Below are 18,867 nucleotides of genomic sequence, written 5' to 3'. Positions count from 1 at the left end.
TAGAATATAAACACCTTATTTCTTAAATTAAAAATACCAATCTATTAGTTTTCTAATGGATTGGTATTTTTTGTTGGCAATAAAAAAAAGATACTGACGCATTATTATTTAGTCATCAAATAATAAGCGTAGTATCTTTTAATTACAATAATATTTCTCTAATATCTCCTACATGGTCTACGATATATTCAGCATCGTAAGACTCTAATTCTTCACGTGCATTCTGTCCTTTCAAACCTGTCAATGGACCAATGAAAGTCGCCCCTATTTTTTTAGAACTTAACAGATCTGCCAATGAATCTCCTACCACAAAAACATCATCTTTATAAACACGATTTTCTTGATTTGTAGCATATTTTTCATAATTTTTTAAATGATTACCTTCTAATGTTGCTAAATAGCTAAACGGATTAGGCTTACCTAATGGTTTTAACTTAGGATATTGTTCCTCAGCGATTAATACCTCACTTGCAGTAACAATATGTAAATCATCAAATAAATCTTTGATACCAATTGCTTCAAATGGCACTAATGTTTCTGTTCTAGGTCTACCAGTTGCAATGGCTATATGATAGCCAGCAGCTTTCAAATCTGTTAATAACTGTTTAATTTCAGTTACAGGTCTTAACACAACTTCGTTATATATGTAACCTGCTTTAAATTCTGTACGGTTAGGCTTTTGTTCTACTTCGTTAAATAACTTAGAACCTAAGTACCACTCTTGGTAAACCTCTTGAGCTAGCGTCCAAAACGGACTTTTCAGTTCAAATAATGCTGTTTGCTTTGTATTTAACTGATCACCAGCATGCGTAACAAGTGTTTGATAAATATTATCTTTTCCTGAACTTATACCATCTAAAAACGATAATGGTGACTCAAAGTTCAATTCTATATCAAAAATATTTCCACCAATTTGTTGCAATGTTTCTTGATTAAAGCTTTCTGGATTTAAAATTTCCACTAATTTTTCTTGGGGTAATGTTTTACATATTTCAATAAAGTGAATGGCTACAACTACAAATAACATATCCCAATTTGAATTTAATCCAAGTGACTTTAACTTAGTTAAAATTTCATCATGGTAGAATACGATTTCTCTTATTTCAGTAATTTGTTGATCACTTAAATCATCAAATTGTATAGATGGATCTAAGCCCATATAATCTTTACTCATAAGCATTTCGTAAACCGTTAATGCAGATACATCAAAACACCTTTCTTCACTTAAAAAAACACCATCAACATCAAATAATACCGACTTCATGTCATCTACTCTCCTTAAATCAGAAAATTCTGATACTAGTTCATCGTACTATTTACCCATGAAAAGAGCAATGTATTTTCATCATTTTATCAAACAAATCATATCGTTAAATATTTAATTTTTTTAGATAAAAAATACGCCTTACAAAGTTCCACTTTTCAGTGATAACTATGATTAGGCGTATCCTAAAATAAACTTATTTAGTTATTATTGCGTCTCCATTATTTTTGCTGCTCTGATTCCATTTGTACTTCAATTTCATCAGCTACTTGCTGAACTTGAGTGCCGATAATAACTTGGGCATTATGTTTACCACTCTTTGTCACACCGACAGCTCCTGCCCCCTTAATCTTAGCTTCATCAATAATGGTATTATCATGTAATTCCATGCGTAATCTAGTAGCACAGTTTGTTAATGATGAAATATTCTCTTTGCCACCTAATCCATCTAAAATTTGGCTTGCTGTATTTGTATATTTATTAGTTGTCGCTGTAGTTGCTCCTTCTGAATCTGCAGCATCTCCCGTTGACGCTTCATCAGAAGTTGGATCTGCTAGTAAGTTATCCCCACGACCAGGTGTATTTAATTTCAATACTTTAATAGCAAATCTAAATACAAAGTAATATATAACAAGGAATACAAGTCCTTGTACTAACAACATGTATGGTTGACTTGAAACAGGATTAATTAATGATAGTACATAGTCTATTAAACCAGCACTAAATGAGAAGCCTGCTGTCCACTCGAACAATGCTGCTATAAACATGGATAAACCAGTTAAAAATGCATGTATCACAAATAACACTGGTGCCACAAACATGAATGAGAATTCAATTGGCTCAGTAACCCCAACAAAGAATGCTGAAACTGCGCCACCAAACATTAAACCATAAACACGTTTTTTCTGTTTAGATTCTGCTGTATGGTACATCGCTAATGCTGCAGCCGGGATACCAAACATCATTACTGGGAAGAAGCCAGCCATATAACGTCCTGTAATACCATGTACTGCACCATCACCAGTTTGGAATTTAGCAATGTCATTAATACCTGCTAAATCAAACCAAAACACTGAGTTTAACGCGTGATGCAATCCAGTCGGTATCAATAATCTGTTAAAGAAACCATATAAGAAAGCTCCTCCTGAACCTAAATCTAAAATCCATGTTCCAAATATTACAATTGCTGAATAAATAAATGGCCAAACAAATAACATCAATACGGCCAATATAATACTAAAGAATGCTGTTAAAATTGGTACTAAACGTTTACCACTAAAGAATGATAACGCTGTAGGTAATTCAGTTTTACTAAATTTGTTGTAAGTATACGCTGCGATTAAACCAATCAATAAACCAATAAACACGTTAGAATTATTCATTTGTTCAAAAGCTTCGTTTACGCTTGTTTCTTTAACACCTAATAATGGTGCTAATTTTGCTGGACTTAAAACAACTGTAGTTAAAAAGAAACCTACTGCAGCCGCGAGTGCTACTGCGCCATCATTTTTCTTAGCCATTCCTAATGCTACCCCAATTGCAAAAAGAATACCTAGTTGTTCAAGAATCGTCGAACCGGCAGACGAAAAAAACGCTGCTACCGTTGGTAAGACTCCCATTGCTGTTAATGCGTTACCGATACCCGTAATAATTGCGCTGCTGGTAACACTGCAACAGGAAGCATAAGAGACCTACCAAGACGTTGAAAGAAACTAAACATAACAATTCCCCATTTCAAAATAGATATTTACACAAACAAACACCACATGCACAATATGTCCACGTGGTGTTTGTAAACGTTTTACTTGCTGTCATTGTACAGTTACATAATAACACAAGTTTAAAAAAATTCGTATATAAATTAAAATGTCTAACTATTTAAAAAATATTGAAACTTACTATTTATGATTCACATAATCATTTAATTCATTTTGTAATTGTGTCGTTCTGCTTTCTAATTCTTTTGTTAAATATTCTAATTTTTCATTGCGCTTCATATTTTTTGGTAAATGCTTCGTTTCGATAGGTTCCCCAAATTTAACAATCGCTTTACCCGTAACAAGTCCTTTAATTTCTTTAGGTCCTACATATGCAGCTGGTAAAATAGGAGCTTGGGCCATCAAAGCAATAGTTACTGCGCCACGTTTCATAGGTGATCCCTCATCATACTTCATGCGATGACCAGTTGGGAATATCCCTACTATTTTATTTTCTTTTAATAATTTAACCGGTTTTTTCAATGTGCTAGGTCCTGGATTTTCTCTATCTACAGGAAAAGCATTTAAAGAAGTTAAAAACTTACCAAACCATTTATTATTGAATAACTCTTTTTTCGCCATGTAATGTGTTTGATTTGGGTAAATCGCAGTAGCTAACATGATAACTTCATTATAGCTTTCATGCGTACAAGTCACTACATATCTGTGAAGTTGAGGTATATTTTCTTTACCTTGCACTTCTAATGATTTACTTAGCTTAGTAATAATTATATTTAACAAACCGCTAATGAATTTATACATTTCTCCACCTACTTCATTTTCCTTTATATTTACCTATTGATTCTATCATTTAGTCACCTTATGAACAAGAATATTTATATTTCAGTCTAAAGTTGTATAGTGCTATACTAGAAAAAGTTGTATAAACCTATCATAATAGGTTATATAGAATAAATCGGAGGTAAAGTATGTCAGATTTTAATAACGATTATAACTCTAATGAAACACAAAACCCTCGGCAGCCGCAACAACCGGAACAAGCTCACAATAAAAGGTCAAAAAACAAAACCAAATTCCCATGGTTTAAAACGATAATTGTGGCCTTAGTTGCCGGTATTATAGGCGCACTTTTGGTATTAGGTATTGGGAAAATCATGGAAAGTACAGGCTTAAATGATAACGGTTCTTCCGTTCAAGAAGCTTCTATTAGTAGTAATGGTGGCAATACACTCGATGGAAAAAGTGAAAAATATGATTCTGTGAACCAAATGATTAACGATGTCTCCCCTGCTATTGTAGGTGTTATTAATATGCAAAAAGCTCAAAATTTAGATAGTTTGCTAAAAGGTGATTCTTCTAAATCAGAAGAAGCTGGTGTTGGATCAGGTGTCATTTATCAAAAAAATAATGGTTCTGCATATATCGTAACGAATAATCACGTTATCGATGGTGCGAATGAAATCAAGGTACAATTGCACAATTCTAAACAAGTCGATGCGAAATTAGTAGGCAAAGATGCCTTAACTGATATAGCAGTACTAAAAATCAATGATACGAAAGGCACTAAAGCAATTGACTTTGCCAACTCTTCAAAAGTAAATACAGGAGACAGTGTTTTTGCAATGGGTAATCCCCTAGGTCTAGAATTTGCTAACTCAGTGACTTCAGGCATTATTTCTGCTAGCGAACGTACAATTGATACGAAAACATCTGCTGGTACGAATAAAGTAAACGTATTGCAAACCGATGCGGCAATCAATCCTGGTAATTCCGGTGGTGCACTCGTAGATATTAATGGTAATCTCGTAGGTATTAACTCAATGAAGATTGCAAGTGAACAAGTTGAAGGTATTGGCTTTGCAATCCCAAGTAATGAAGTTAAAGTTACCATTAAAGAACTTGTAGAAAATGGCGAGATTGAGCGGCCTTCCATTGGTATTAGTTTACTTAATGTAAGTGAGATACCAGAACAATATAAAGAAGAACTGAATACAAAACGCAATGATGGTGTCTATATTGCCAAAGTTCATGCTGATAACGAGCTTAAAGAAGGTGATATCATCACTGCGATAGACGATAAAAAAGTCAAAGAAGATGCTGACTTACGCTCTTATTTATATGAAAATAAAAAACCTGGTGATTCAGTAGAAATGACTATTGAAAGAAATGGTAAGGAGCAAACAGTGGAAGTACCATTAAAAGAACAAAAATCAACATCTTCAGAGTCATCTGAAAAAGAAAATGAAAGTCCTGCACCATTTAATTAAAACAATAACTTAAACTTAATAGTTATTTTGAACCAATCAAGTAAGATTAGTTTACTTGGTTGGTTTTTTATATTTTATAAATTATCCTTATCTAGTTCTCTAATAATATTTGTTTCAGTATAAAGTATGTTTAGTTCAATACTACATAAAGTACACAAAATGGCAATTTTCATTTTAAAAATTGACAATGCTTTAGGCCTACTACTACAGGAAATACACTCACAGAGGAATCCAAGATGAGTCTATTCCAAGAAAAACTTACACAAAAACAGCCAACAAAATCATAAGGCTTTGTCGGCTGTTTTGACGATATTTTATATATATCGCGTTATTCATCTATCTATCTTCAAATATTATTTATAATTAACCATGAAATATTTTTTCTTACCACGACGAATAATAGTAAATTCATTCTCGATTATATCGTCATCGTTTAATTCATAATTCACATCTTGTTGTCTTATACCATTGATATAAATTGCACCATTATTCACATCTTCACGTGCTTGACGCTTAGACGATGAAATACCAGTTTCAACAATCGCTTCAACAATATTTGTAGTTTCTTTACTCAATTCAACTTGTGGCACATCCTTGAATCCTGCTTTTAATTCTGAAGCTGACAATGATTGTAAGTCACCTGCAAATAATGCTTTTGAGATACGAATTGCATCATCTAATGCAGCTTGACCATGGATGAAACGTGTGACATTTTCAGCTAAAGCTTTTTGTGCTTCACGTAAATGTGGTGCTTCATTTAACGATTTTTCTAATGCTTCAATTTCTTCTTTTTCTAAGAATGTAAAATATTTCAAGAATTTGATTACATCATCGTCTGTAGTGTTAATCCAAAATTGGTAAAATTCGTATGGACTCGTTTTTGTAGCGTCTAACCAAACTGCGCCACCTTCTGATTTACCGAATTTTTTACCATCTGATTTAACGACTAAAGGAATCGTCAGTCCGTATGCTTCTGTTTGACCGTACATACGACGCATTAATTCAATTCCACTTGTGATATTGCCCCATTGATCAGAACCACCAACTTGTACTTTACAATTGTAAGTGTTGTTTAAATGACCAAAATCAATTGCTTGGAGTATTGTATATGTGAACTCAGTGAACGAAATGCCGTATTCTAAGCGACTTTGAATTGAGTCTTTACCCAACATGTAATTTACACCGACATGTTTACCGTAATCTCTTAAGAAATCAATCAATGAAATTTGGCTTAACCAATCTTTATTATTAACAAGTTTAGCACCTTTATCAGTACCAAATTCAAAAATTTTATGCATTTGTTCACTGATACCCTGTACGTTTAATTCAACTTGTTCTTCTGTTTGTAAGACACGTTCTTCTGATTTACCTGATGGATCACCAATCATTCCTGTTCCCCCACCTATTAATACAAGTGGACGATGCCCATGTTCTTGGAATCTACGTAAAGTTAAAAATGGTAATAAATGACCGATGTGTAAACTATCTGCAGTTGGATCGGCACCACAGTATAATGTAACTTGTTCTTTATTTAATACATTCTCTATACCAGATTCGTCTGTTTGTTGATAAATCAAGCCTCTCCATTTTAAATCTTCTAATAATCTATTTGTCATTGTATTTACCTCCTATATTTATTAAGATATTATTTTGAATAGATTTTAAATACCGTCCAAAGTTTAAGTCACTTTTAGCAAGTACGACCGAATAACACTTAAAAAATAAAAAAACGCCCCTACAAATTAATGTAAGGGCGCATGCGCACGGTACCACCATACTCTAAGTCAAACAACTTTATTAATGATACGTTCATTAACTTAAACGTTTGGATGATTGAAATCATTAAGGTGTATTCACATATTAATCATCGTTAGTTCACAGCAACCACTAACTCTCTGAAGATGACACCATATGTTACTTCTCCTTTATCCAAAAACGATATCGAATTGATATTAATTATAAGTAACTCTATTTTAAAAGTCAACATCATTTATTATGTTATAATATTGCATACGTAAGGAGGTCAAACATGGAAAATCAAACACATGAAAATAATGTTCACAATCATTTACATAACTCTAAATTCTCTAAATTTGAAATTATCTATAAAAAATTAAAGCATCTTTTCATTGGCTTGTTTGCAATTTTCGCATGTACCTTTATTATTTTATTGGCCATATCAGTATTTTACTTCCAAAGTTTAACTGATGAATCTGTAAACATGTCAGATAATGAATTACGTACAAAATTGCTGAACATTGCTGGTAACCAAGATATAAATTATAACAATAAGCATATTTTAGCAGAATACAATAAATCGACAAATTCACTCATCGTAGGACCTAAACATGTAAATAGCAACGTGATAAAGGCATTGACTTCTTCAGAAGACAGCTTATTTTTCTATCATAATGGTATTTTACCAAAAGCTATCATTCGAGCAGTTGGGCAAGATATATTTAATACAGAAGCTGCAACTGGAGGTAGTACCATCACCCAGCAACTCGTAAAAAATCAACTACTGACAAATGAAAAAACATATAATCGCAAAGCTAATGAACTTATCTTATCTATGCGAACTGAAAAGATTTTAACCAAAGATGAAATTATCTATACTTATTTGAATATCGTGCCTTTTGGACGTGATTATAATGGTTCTGATATCACAGGTATCGCTTCAGCATCTTATAGTTTATTTGGAAAAGCCGCTACAAACTTAAATATTGCTGAATCAGCCTATCTGATTGGACTTTTACAAAGCCCTTATTACTATACCCCTTATGACACAGATGGTTCACTCAAATCTGACGCTCAGATACAGATTGGTTTGGATCGCCAACACTATGTGCTCAAACGGATGTTGGTTGAAGGTGAAATTACTGCTTATGATTTTAAAAAGGCTGAAAAATACGATATCAAACAACATTTAATGACAAAATAAAATGGCTAGTTCATAAACTACTCAGGCAATTAAAAAATAGCTGTGAAGAAATCTATCGTTATAGATTTCCTTACAGCTATTTTTAATATGTTTGTATCATATAATAGTTAAAATTTAGAATAGTCCAATTGCATGTCCATCATCAGTAACATCCATGTTTAATGCTGCTGGTTTTTTAGGGAGACCAGGCATAGTCATGATTGCTCCAGTCAATGCAACTATAAATCCTGCGCCTGTTTTAGCTTCTAATTCACGAATAGTGATTTCAAAACCTTCAGGTGCGCCTAATTGTGTTGCATCATCCGAGAATGAATACTGTGTTTTAGCCATACATACTGGATAGTTATCCCAGCCATTTTCTTTAAACTGTTTAAGCTGTTTCTGTGCTTTACTACTAAATGTGACTTTTGAACCACCATAAATTTCTTTAACAATTGTTTCGATTTTTTCTTCAAGTGGTAAATCTAATTCATATAAATGTTTGAAATCTTGTGGTTCATCAAGTACTTCTAGCACTTCATTCGCTAGATCGACACCACCTTTGCCACCTTTTTCCCATACTTCAGTTAAAGCAAGTCTCACACCATTCTCTTTTGCCCATTGTTGTACATATTTTGTTTCTTCTTCAGTATCATGTACGAACGCATTCAATGCAACTACAGGTTCTAAACCATATTTTTTAACATTTTTAACGTGGCGTTCTAAGTTCACGATACCTTTTTTAACCGCTTCAACATTTTCTTCTTTTAAGTTATCTTTAGCTACACCGCCATGCATTTTAAGCGCACGAACTGTCGCAACTACTACAACTGCCGAAGGTTCAAATCCTGCTTCACGTGCTTTAATATCGATGAATTTTTCAGCGCCTAAATCTGAGCCAAAGCCTGCTTCAGTTACAACGACATCTGCTAAATCTCTCGCAGTTTCTGTCGCTAAAATTGAATTACAACCATGTGCAATATTAGCAAATGGCCCACCATGTACAAGAGCTGGTGTGCCTTCAATTGTTTGTACTAGGTTTGGTTTAATTGCATCTTTAAGAATCATCGCTAATGCGCCTTCTACTTTTAAGTCAGCTACAGTAACAGGTTTACGTGATCTAGTATAACCTATAGTAATTCTACTGATTTTCGCTTTTAAATCATTAAGGTCATTAGATAAACAAAGAATTGCCATTATTTCAGAAGCAACAGTAATATTAAACCCATCTTCTCTTGGAACCCCTTGCGTTGGTCCACCTAAACCTACATTTACATTACGTAATGCACGGTCATTCATGTCTAAAACACGTTTCCATTCAATACGTCTTTGATCGATTTCTAATTCATTACCTTGATGCATGTGGTTATCAATAAATGCTGACAGTGCATTATTTGCAGTAGTGATTGCGTGGAAGTCGCCATTGAAGTGTAGATTTATATCTTCCATTGGTAATACTTGTGCATAGCCACCACCAGTTGCACCACCTTTTATTCCGAAAATAGGACCTAAAGCCGGTTCACGTAACGCTACCATGACGCTTTTCTTAAGTTCGTTGAATGCGTCTGCTAATCCAACTGTAACTGTTGATTTACCTTCACCTGCTGGCGTTGGACTCATCGCAGTAACTAATACTACTTTACCCTTACCATTTTTTTGTTGAACTTGATTAATATCAATCTTAGCTTTATAGTGCCCGTATGGTTCTAATGCATCTGCAGGGATACCCGCTTGTTTAGCAATATCTCCAATCGGTTTTAATGTTGATTGATTTGCAATATCTAAATCAGATAAGTGTGCCAAATTCGTTCGCCCCTTCTTAAATAAATTTTAAATCAATAAATATATTTCCCATATATACTACTGATAAAAATAAATCCTTACATATTAATATTAACTAACTTATGTTGTGTTGTCGATTAATAGAGACAGCGCTTTCAAAATAATTAGTGAACATTTTCACCTTATGTGTCCTATGTTACGCTAAAAATGTTATTTTACACCAAAAACACCCTAAATATCATCATAATCTCTAGTGTGTCGAATAAAACACATACTTAAAGTTGATGATATAAAGGGGGTCTGGAAATAACTTGCTTTATTTTAAATTGGAAATACAGGTTAGCTATTTCTGATTAAACTACTATTTTGTTTAATTAGTCTTCCATTGTACTTAAATCGCCTTCAGGTAAATCAAGTTCCCAAGCTTTAAGGACACGACGCATAATCTTACCAGAACGTGTTTTAGGAAGTTTTTCTTTAAATTCAATTTCGCGTGGTGCAGCGTGTGCGGCTAAACCTTCTTTGACAAATACACGAATTTCTTCTTTCAGTTCATCTGATGCTTCATACTCAGGTCGTAAAGCAACGAACGCTTTAATAATCTCTCCTCTTACTGGGTCTGGTTTACCAATCACACCTGCTTCTGCAACCGATTCATGTTCCACTAATTTTGATTCGACTTCAAATGGACCGACACGTTCGCCTGCAGTCATAATAACGTCATCTACACGACCTTGGAACCAATAATAACCATCTTCATCTTTATAAGCAGAGTCTCCAGAAACATACCAATCACCAATGAAGTATGAGTCATATTTTTCAGGATTTTTCCAAATGGAAACCATCATAGATGGCCACCCCTTTTTAATTGCGAGGTTACCCATTCGATTCGGTGGCAACTCGTTACCTTGATCATCAACAATAGATGCTTCTATGCCTGGTAAAGGTTTACCCATAGAGCCTAATTTAACATCCATGGATGGATAGTTAACAATCATATGGCCCCCTGTTTCAGTCATCCACCACGTATCTAAGACACGTTTCCCAAAGACATCTTTGGACCATTTAATGACTTCAGGATTAAGTGGTTCACCTACGGATAAGATACTTTTTAGCGATGATAAGTCATATTTGTCTATAATATCATCGCCTGCACTCATCAACATTCTTAATGCCGTTGGTGCTGTGTACCATATTGTAACTTTATACTCTTCAATCATACCGTACCAAGCTTCAGGTGAGAATCTACCACCAACAATACAATTTGTCACACCATTTAACCAAGGACTGAAAATACCATATGAAGTACCTGTTACCCATCCAGGGTCAGCAGTACACCAATATACATCGTCTTCTTTAAAATCTAGTACATATTTACCAGAAATGTAATGAACGAGCATAGCTTTTTGAGCATGTAGCACGCCTTTAGGTTGGCCTGTTGAACCTGAAGTATAATGCAATATCAAACCGTCATCTAAGTTTAGCCATTCTGTTTCAAATTGATCACTAGCATTTTTTAATTCACTATTAAAATCAACATATTCACTCTCTACTTCCTCATCTACAACTACAATCGTTTCTAGATGTGGTAATTTATCTTTAGGAATACGTGGCAATAATGCATTCGTTGTCACAATCACTTTTGCTTCACTATTTTCTAGTCGATCTGCAACAGCTTTTTCCATAAATGCTTCAAATAATGGTCCTACAATTGCACCTATTTTTAATATACCGAATAAAGCAAAATAAAGTTCTGGTGTTCTAGGCATAAATACAAAAACACGATCACCTTTTTCAATATTTGCTTTATCTTTTAATACATTTGCCGCTTTATTAGAATTTGATTTCATTTCTTCAAAAGTATAACTTTCTTTACGTTTATCATCTTTATAATGTAACGCAACTTTTTCACCATTACCTTCGTCCACATGGCGATCAATACACTCGTGTGCCATATTGATCTTACCAGTTTCTGACCATGAAAATGCTTTTTCTATTTCTTTCCAGTCAAAATTAGCGTACTCTTTTTCATAGTCTTTAAGGTTAAAATTTCCATTTTCCCCTTTGTATACTTCTACTTTCATTTTGAATCCCCCTCTTAATGAAATCGCTTGCTTAAAAATTATTATAACTAATATTGTCGAAATTTTCAAAATAATAGTGTGTAAACGAATACATTATTGTGTTATTTTAAACTTTTTTAACTTATAATAGACTTATATTAGATTGTTTACTGTATGTGTATGCGGTAGTTTGGAGTGAAAAAATGGAACATATAAAAACATATCAATCTCAAACTTATCACTTGGATGAAGGAACATTTGTGATAGAAGGTCCTGTTTCAAGAAGTAGTCTTGAATCTATGACATTTGATGATGGGCTCTTTGCATTTCGCCCACCTACGGATCAATTTGAAGCAATAAAAGAAATTAGTGAATTAGAAGAAGGTAGAATTTTTGTGTTGCGCAATTCACAGCATATTATCGGTTATGTCACTTATCATTACCCAGACCCATTAGAACGTTGGTCTAGTGGTAATTTGGAATACTTAATAGAATTAGGAGCTATAGAATTAAGTTTAGCTTATCGTGATTTACATTTAGGAAGTGAGCTTATCAAAGTCAGTTTAGCTGCTGATGAATATGAAGATTACATCGTGTTAACTACTGAATATTATTGGCATTGGGATTTGAAAAATTCTGGGCTTGATGTATATGAATATAAAAAATTAATGCAAAAACTGATGGGTTATGGGGGGCTTGAAGTATTTGCCACAGATGACCCAGAAATTACAAGTCATCCTGCTAATTGTCTTATGGCAAGAATTGGTTCAAGAATTTCTATAGAACAATTACAAGCATTTGATGACATTCGCTTCATGAATCGCTTTTTCTTTTAAAGGGGAGAAACATATGAGTAATACGCAACAATCAACGGGCTTTGTCTATTCTAATGAAATACTGCAATATCGTTTTAGTAATAGCCATCCATTTAACCAAATGAGATTAAAATTAACAACAGAATTATTAACAGATTTAGGTTATTTAAAATCACATCATATTATTAAACCACGTATAGCTAATGATACAGAATTATCATTAATTCATTCTCATGATTATATCCAAGCTATCAGACGTGCTTCACATGGTATTTTAAGTGACAATGAAGCTAAGAAGTATGGATTAGACGGTGATGATACGATGCAATTTAGAATGATGCACAAGCACAGTGCACGTATTGTGGGTGGCGCATTGAATTTGGCTGATCACATCATGGATGATACAGTCACCAACGGCTGCCATTTAGGTGGCGGTTTACACCATAGCCTACCAGGTCGTGCGAATGGATTTTGTATTTACAATGACGTTGCAGTTACTATCGCTTATCTCATACAAAAATATGACCAACGCGTGCTATGTATTGATACAGATGCACATCATGGTGATGGAACACAATGGAGTTTTTATACAAATGATCAAGCTTTAATTTATTCGATACACGAAACTGGAAAATTTCTTTTCCCTGGATCAGGACGTTACACGGAACGAGGTAGTGAACAAGGTTTCGGTTATACAGTAAATATTCCACTTGAACCTTATACAGAAGATGATTCATTTTTAGAAACATTTAAAGAAACGATAGAACCTATAGTGGCATCATTTAAACCAGATATTATTGTGAGTGTACATGGCGTTGACATTCACTACTTAGATCCACTCACGCATTTGAATTGTACTCTAGAATCACTCTATGAAATTCCATATATCATTAAAGATTTAGCAGATAAATACACAAAAGGTAAAGTATTAATGTTTGGTGGCGGTGGCTATAATATATGGAAAGTTGTCCCACGGGCTTGGAGCCACGTTTTTTTAGCTTTAATCGGAGAAAAACCACAAACTGGCCGTTTGCCTGATAAATGGTTAACAAAATGGCAACAATACGCGCCTTGTGAACTACCACAAACTTGGACCGATGAAAAAACTGACTATCAAATAATACCTAGACAAAAAGAAATTACAGAAACAAATTTAAAATATGCCAAACAAGTACTGAGTTGGTTTTAAATAAATCAACATCTTATCATACTGATTTAAGTTTTCAATTTAAATAAAAAACGAAATTCTTAATTAATAAGAATTTCGTTTTTTGTATTTCATTATCATTTATTAACACTGAAGTTATTGTTAATTATACATTGTTGAATCTATAAAAAATCTATTTTGTAGTACCTCTATACTCAACTCTATGCGGTAAAATCACATTAGGCTCTTCGATTTCTTCATCATTCATATATTTAGTAAGAAGTCTCATACCCACTGCCCCAATATCGTATAACGGTTGGATTACACTAGATAATTGAGGTCTTACCATTTCAACAAGTCTAGTATTGTTAAAACTTACAATTTGTAATGACTCTGGAACGTTAATACCTGCATCTTGAGCAGCATGAACTAGACCTATTGCTTGTTCATCACTGATTGATAGAATTGCATCTGGCTTAGCAGATTTCAATGCATCAAATGCACGTAGACCATCTTTATATGTTTCATTACCATTAAAAATCAATGATTCATCTAAAGAAAGTTTATGCTCTGCTAAAACGTCTTTTAATCCTACTAGCACATCTTCTTGTGCTTTTTTAGAATAATCGCCACCGACAAAAGCAAATGTTTTTGCGCCGTTTTCGATTAATTGGTTTGTGATTTGTTTAGCTGCTGATTTAAAATCAATATTTACAGATGAAATACCTTCGTCTTTACCATTTGTACCTGAAACTACTACAGGTACTGATGATTTATTAATCAATTCTTTAATTTCTTCAGAAATTGTTCCACCTAAGAAAATAATACCATCTACTTGTTTACTTAAAAGATTGTTAAAGATTTCTTTTTCTTTACTTGGATCATTATCAGAATTTGAAATAATTGAATGATATTTATACATTGTTGCTATATCTTCTAACCCTCGAGCAAGTTGCGAATAATAGACATTAGAAATATCTGGAATAATAACGCCTACTGTTGTAGTTCGTTTACTAGCTAATCCTCTTGCTACTGCGTTTGGACGGTAGTTCAATTTATTAATAACATCGTTTACTTTGTCACGTGTTTCAGGTTTAACATTTTGATTGCCATTAACAACACGTGAGACAGTTGCCATAGAAACTCTTGCTTCTCTAGCTACATCATATATAGTTACAGTCATAATTTCCTCCTTGAAAGCGATTTCTTTATTATTATACTCTGTTTTCATAATATTTTCAAAGTTTACCATATTTTTACTAAATGTAAAATAGTTTTGTTTTGAATGTCATAATTATGTCATCTTATAAAATTATAAACCTACTAAATGTATTATATTTCTTATTTCCAGTGAAAACAAACCTTTTTCGTTTAAATTTTTATGTTTTTCATTAAAATCAAGCGTAATATGATGATTCATCATTTATTTTTTATTTTTTATTTAAATACTCTATACATTTGTCATATCACTCCAAAGTATGAGCATTTTATAAATTGCTAACATTATACTTCATTCATTTTAAAAACAATATGAAAGCAAAAAAACCCCTATTACAGTTCACTACTTAAGTAGTAACGTAACAGGGGCTTTTTTATATTTCTTATTTTAATTGTTTGTTATTGTACATATCAGCTAATGGTCTAATTTCATTATAGAAATTCTCGAATTCATCGAAGTCCATTTGTTGTCCACTATCACTTAATGCAACTGATGGGTCAGGATGAACTTCAGCCATAATACCATCTGCACCTACTGCTAAGCCAGCTTTAGCTGTTGGTAACATGATATCTTTACGTCCTGTACTGTGGGTAACGTCAACCATTACTGGTAAGTGAGTACCTTGTTTTAAAATAGGTACTGCAGAGATATCTAATGTGTTTCTTGTTGCTTTTTCGTAAGTACGGATTCCGCGTTCACAAAGAATAATGTTTTCATTACCTTGAGAAGCAATGTATTCTGCTGCAAAGATAAATTCTTCAATTGTTGCAGATAAACCACGTTTTAATAATACTGGTTTATTTGAACGACCTGCTTCTTTTAATAATTCAAAGTTTTGCATATTACGTGCACCAATTTGGAATACATCTAAATAATCATCTGCTACTTCAAAATCTGCAGGATTTACAATTTCACTTACTACATTTAGACCGTATTTGTCTTTAGTATTTTTAAGAATTTTAAGACCTTCAACACCTAAGCCTTGGAAATCATATGGAGATGTACGTGGTTTGAAAGCACCACCTCTAATGAATTTTTCGCCTCTAGCTTGTAAATTAGCTGCAACTGCATCAACTTGCTCTTGAGATTCAACTGAACATGGTCCAAATACGAATGATTTGTTACCACTTCCAATAATACCTCCATTATCGAATTGAACGATTGTATCTTCTGGTTTTAATTTTCTTGATACATATAAATGTTTTTCATTTTCAGATTTTTGTAAATCAGTAGAGGCTTTAAAAATTTCCTTGAATAATTGTTTGATCACATTATCGTTAAATGGACCTTCATTTTTATCTAATAGTTTGTTAATCATTTCTTTTTCACGTTGAGGATCGTACACAGCTGTACCTTGCTTACGTTTTTCCTCTCCAATGTTTTGTGCTATTTTTCCTCTTTTAGATAAAAGATTTAAAATTTCTTCATTAATATCAACAATCTCGCTTCTGAATTCTTGTAATTTGTCTGTCATTTTATTCACCTCTATGAAAAATTTAAAATCGATATTTTATTCTGCTTTAAAGCGATAAAATATTTGTTAAACGTAATTCTAACAATAACTAGTTATAAGTTCAAGTCATGATTGTTAAAATTTCACTTTCTGCAAGTGAATATCCCTAATGGTAACTGAATTTTCAGTCATTTACCAGTAATATTTTACACTATTCCTTCATTTTCTATACTTTATTAACTTAAGTTTCATTTAATTCAATTTATTTTTCATATAAATGCTGAATTGTACTTTCTAAATGATGATTTAATCATTCATCTATTAAATAAATACATTTATGTCACACAGTTTTTTCCTTTAAAAAGCACTAAAAAAAGGTTCTCGTTAATTTAAAGCCTCCGTTTAAATTTTTAAAGCTATATTGCACGTTGAGGCATCAAAATGTAGCTATATCGTCTAATCAATCAAATATATGCAATAAAGCATTTATAAGCATTCTAGATGACTTAAATAACGTTCTAGATGCATCCTAGTTATTTGTGTAATTATAATACTTCAAAAATGGTAAAATAATCGTTTCAAGAGACACAATGAGTATAATAAATTCTAATTCGTATTACACTTTACATAACCTAGATCCTAAAAAGTATAAATTAAAAAGGCATCGAACAAGTTTTGTTCGATGCCTTTTATTATATTTCATTTGTAGTAATGATTAATCATTAAAAGTTCTTTTATCTATTTTACTTTGAGATTTTTCTGATTTTTTCAATTGCGATCTGTTTTTAGAGTAAGTTGGTTCATTATCTACATCTTTACTTTGTTGTGTCTTACTATTATTTGTTGTTTTATTAGTTTCTACTTCATCATGCACAAGGATGCCATCTTTAAATGATGATGCTTTATCTGTTTCATTTGTAGTGGCTTCGTTCTGTTGCTCTTTGCTTGCACTTTGATTGCTAATATCAGTTTCAGCTTCATCATGCACAAGGATACCATCTTTAAATGTTGACGTTTTATCTGTTTCATTTGTAGTAGCTTCGCTCTGATGTGCTGTGTTTGCAGTTTGATTGCTAAGACCAGTTTCTGCTTCATTATGAACAATAATACCATCTTTGAAATTTACAGATTTATGTGTTTGTTTTACACGTTGTTCAGCTTTTTCTGGTTTTACAATCGCGTTACTTTTATTTTTGTCTGCAGAGTTTTCTACTTTATCAGTTGATTCTACAGCATGACCAACTTTTGGTGTTACTAAATTAGGCACATCTTTTTTGATGCTTTGTTTAGGTGATTCTGGTTTTAATAAACTTGCTGTGTTTTCTGCAACTTTATCATCGTCATTTAAAGCTTTGTTTTTATTTTTAGCTGCTAACGCTAATCCAGATGCTGTGACAGTACCTGCTAAAGCGCCTGCTTTCAAATGACTATTATTTTTGCTTTCATCTTCTTTTGAGTCTTTAGTTACTAGGTTAGGCGCATCTTTTTGAGTATCACCTTTCGTTGTTTCTTCAGATTTCAAAAGATTATCAGTGTTTTCTGAAACTTGTGAATCATTATTTAATGATTGCTTTTTATCGTGTGCAACTTTAGCTAAACTACCTGCTGCTATTGCACCACCTGTTGCTGCAGCTGCAGTTTGTGCACCATTATTATTTGAAGGTGTAGTACTAGAATCAGCTAAGTTATTATCTTCAGCTTCTTCTTTAATAGCATTCTGTTGCGCATTGACCTCGTCCTCAGTCGGTTCTGAATTAGGATCAATATGTGTTGTTGTATCGTCACTCTGCTCCAAATTATTATCATCTTGAAGGTCTTGTGCTTGTGGTGACGTATCTGCTAAATTGTTGTCTGAAGTTTCTTGCTGAATTGCAACTTTTTGAGCAACTAGTTCAGAATCTGTTACTTCAGTATCTTTGTTTTGCGCATCTGCAACAGTAGATTTAATACCATCTACTTGTTGTTCAGCGTCAGCTTGTTCACTTTCAGACTGCTCAATAATACTAGATTTAAAACGTGATTCATCTTCAGAATCAACTTGAGATTTATCTTTAGTGCGTGACTTGCTTATAGAAATTAAACCTACAGCTGAACCAATAAATGCGCCTATGAGAAATCCGTAAACAAAATCATTTCTGGCACCTTTAGTAAAATATTCCGGTACTTCATAGCTTTCTACATTTCTTTCGTAATTATCACGGTTATAGTACTTCATAATT

12 protein-coding genes and 1 pseudogene are annotated in these 18,867 nt (G+C 33.1%); 4 read left to right on the top strand and 9 right to left on the bottom strand.

Annotated elements, in window-relative coordinates; all coding sequences use genetic code 11:
• Positions 1-142 precede the first annotated feature (142 nt).
• From SOJ_RS06815 to SOJ_RS06805, 3 genes and pseudogenes are all read right to left on the bottom strand, one after another.
• Positions 143-1,264 carry an HAD family hydrolase gene (locus SOJ_RS06815; protein ID WP_002507331.1) on the bottom strand — a complete coding sequence of 374 codons (1,122 nt, stop codon included), beginning with the start codon at positions 1,262-1,264 and terminating at the stop codon, positions 143-145.
• A gap of 221 nt (positions 1,265-1,485) precedes the next feature.
• Positions 1,486-2,984, bottom strand: a pseudogene (gene nagE / locus SOJ_RS06810) (N-acetylglucosamine-specific PTS transporter subunit IIBC).
• A gap of 178 nt (positions 2,985-3,162) precedes the next feature.
• Positions 3,163-3,783, bottom strand: coding sequence for a lysophospholipid acyltransferase family protein (locus SOJ_RS06805; protein WP_002507329.1), 621 nt, complete (start codon positions 3,781-3,783; stop codon positions 3,163-3,165).
• Between the two features lie 167 nt (positions 3,784-3,950).
• Here SOJ_RS06805 and SOJ_RS06800 point away from each other — a divergent pair, with 167 nt between their 5' ends.
• Positions 3,951-5,249, top strand: coding sequence for a S1C family serine protease (locus SOJ_RS06800; RefSeq protein ID WP_002507328.1), 1,299 nt, complete (start codon positions 3,951-3,953; stop codon positions 5,247-5,249).
• A gap of 353 nt (positions 5,250-5,602) precedes the next feature.
• On the opposite strand, the gene tyrS is transcribed toward SOJ_RS06800, so the two are convergent.
• Positions 5,603-6,865, bottom strand: a complete 1,263-nt coding sequence (gene tyrS / locus SOJ_RS06795; protein WP_002507327.1) for a tyrosine--tRNA ligase — start codon at positions 6,863-6,865, stop codon at positions 5,603-5,605.
• A gap of 413 nt (positions 6,866-7,278) precedes the next feature.
• Between tyrS and SOJ_RS06790 the strand changes: the two genes are divergently transcribed.
• The gene (locus SOJ_RS06790) at positions 7,279-8,190 is read left to right on the top strand and encodes a transglycosylase domain-containing protein (protein ID WP_002507326.1); all 912 of its coding nucleotides are present in this window, start codon (positions 7,279-7,281) and stop codon (positions 8,188-8,190) included.
• Positions 8,191-8,304: 114 nt separating this feature from the next.
• On the opposite strand, the gene SOJ_RS06785 is transcribed toward SOJ_RS06790, so the two are convergent.
• Both SOJ_RS06785 and acsA read right to left on the bottom strand, forming a co-directional pair.
• Positions 8,305-9,972 (bottom strand): formate--tetrahydrofolate ligase, encoded by a 1,668-nt coding sequence (locus SOJ_RS06785; RefSeq protein WP_002507325.1) that lies wholly within the window; start codon positions 9,970-9,972, stop codon positions 8,305-8,307.
• Positions 9,973-10,325: 353 nt separating this feature from the next.
• On the bottom strand, positions 10,326-12,035 hold the full coding sequence (acsA, locus tag SOJ_RS06780; protein ID WP_002507324.1) for an acetate--CoA ligase: 1,710 nt from the start codon (positions 12,033-12,035) through the stop codon (positions 10,326-10,328).
• Positions 12,036-12,217: 182 nt separating this feature from the next.
• Here acsA and SOJ_RS06775 point away from each other — a divergent pair, with 182 nt between their 5' ends.
• Together SOJ_RS06775 and SOJ_RS06770 are read left to right on the top strand one after the other, a co-directional pair.
• Entirely contained in the window at positions 12,218-12,850 is a 633-nt protein-coding gene (locus SOJ_RS06775) for a hypothetical protein (RefSeq protein WP_002507323.1), read from the top strand.
• A 13-nt stretch (positions 12,851-12,863) separates the two neighbouring features.
• Complete coding sequence (locus SOJ_RS06770) at positions 12,864-14,018, top strand: acetoin utilization protein AcuC (protein ID WP_002507322.1); 1,155 nt, start codon at positions 12,864-12,866, stop codon at positions 14,016-14,018.
• Positions 14,019-14,169: 151 nt separating this feature from the next.
• On the opposite strand, the gene ccpA is transcribed toward SOJ_RS06770, so the two are convergent.
• The 3 genes from ccpA to SOJ_RS06755 all read right to left on the bottom strand — a co-directional run bounded on the left by ccpA (position 14,170) and on the right by SOJ_RS06755 (position 18,863).
• Complete coding sequence (gene ccpA / locus SOJ_RS06765) at positions 14,170-15,159, bottom strand: catabolite control protein A (RefSeq protein ID WP_002507321.1); 990 nt, start codon at positions 15,157-15,159, stop codon at positions 14,170-14,172.
• 418 nt (positions 15,160-15,577) lie between these two features.
• On the bottom strand, positions 15,578-16,669 hold the full coding sequence (locus SOJ_RS06760) for a bifunctional 3-deoxy-7-phosphoheptulonate synthase/chorismate mutase (protein WP_002507320.1): 1,092 nt from the start codon (positions 16,667-16,669) through the stop codon (positions 15,578-15,580).
• A 694-nt stretch (positions 16,670-17,363) separates the two neighbouring features.
• Entirely contained in the window at positions 17,364-18,863 is a 1,500-nt protein-coding gene (locus SOJ_RS06755) for a hypothetical protein (RefSeq protein ID WP_002507319.1), read from the bottom strand.
• Positions 18,864-18,867: the final 4 nt, after the last annotated feature.

The organism is Staphylococcus sp. OJ82 (genome assembly GCF_000294465.1).
Classification (GTDB): domain Bacteria; phylum Bacillota; class Bacilli; order Staphylococcales; family Staphylococcaceae; genus Staphylococcus; species Staphylococcus equorum.
This window is presented reverse-complemented; position numbering and strand designations above follow the sequence as displayed.

Bases quoted from the DNA above. Each gene is read 5' to 3' on its own strand.
- SOJ_RS06815 (WP_002507331.1), bottom strand. From the start codon at position 1,264: ATGAAGTCGGTATTATTTGATGTTGATGGTGTTTTTTTAAGTGAAGAA.
- SOJ_RS06805 (WP_002507329.1), bottom strand. From the start codon at position 3,783: ATGTATAAATTCATTAGCGGTTTGTTAAATATAATTATTACTAAGCTA.
- SOJ_RS06800 (WP_002507328.1), top strand. From the start codon at position 3,951: ATGTCAGATTTTAATAACGATTATAACTCTAATGAAACACAAAACCCT.
- tyrS (WP_002507327.1), bottom strand. From the start codon at position 6,865: ATGACAAATAGATTATTAGAAGATTTAAAATGGAGAGGCTTGATTTAT.
- SOJ_RS06790 (WP_002507326.1), top strand. From the start codon at position 7,279: ATGGAAAATCAAACACATGAAAATAATGTTCACAATCATTTACATAAC.
- acsA (WP_002507324.1), bottom strand. From the start codon at position 12,035: ATGAAAGTAGAAGTATACAAAGGGGAAAATGGAAATTTTAACCTTAAA.
- SOJ_RS06775 (WP_002507323.1), top strand. From the start codon at position 12,218: ATGGAACATATAAAAACATATCAATCTCAAACTTATCACTTGGATGAA.
- SOJ_RS06770 (WP_002507322.1), top strand. From the start codon at position 12,864: ATGAGTAATACGCAACAATCAACGGGCTTTGTCTATTCTAATGAAATA.
- ccpA (WP_002507321.1), bottom strand. From the start codon at position 15,159: ATGACTGTAACTATATATGATGTAGCTAGAGAAGCAAGAGTTTCTATG.
- SOJ_RS06760 (WP_002507320.1), bottom strand. From the start codon at position 16,669: ATGACAGACAAATTACAAGAATTCAGAAGCGAGATTGTTGATATTAAT.
- SOJ_RS06755 (WP_002507319.1), bottom strand. From the start codon at position 18,863: ATGAAGTACTATAACCGTGATAATTACGAAAGAAATGTAGAAAGCTAT.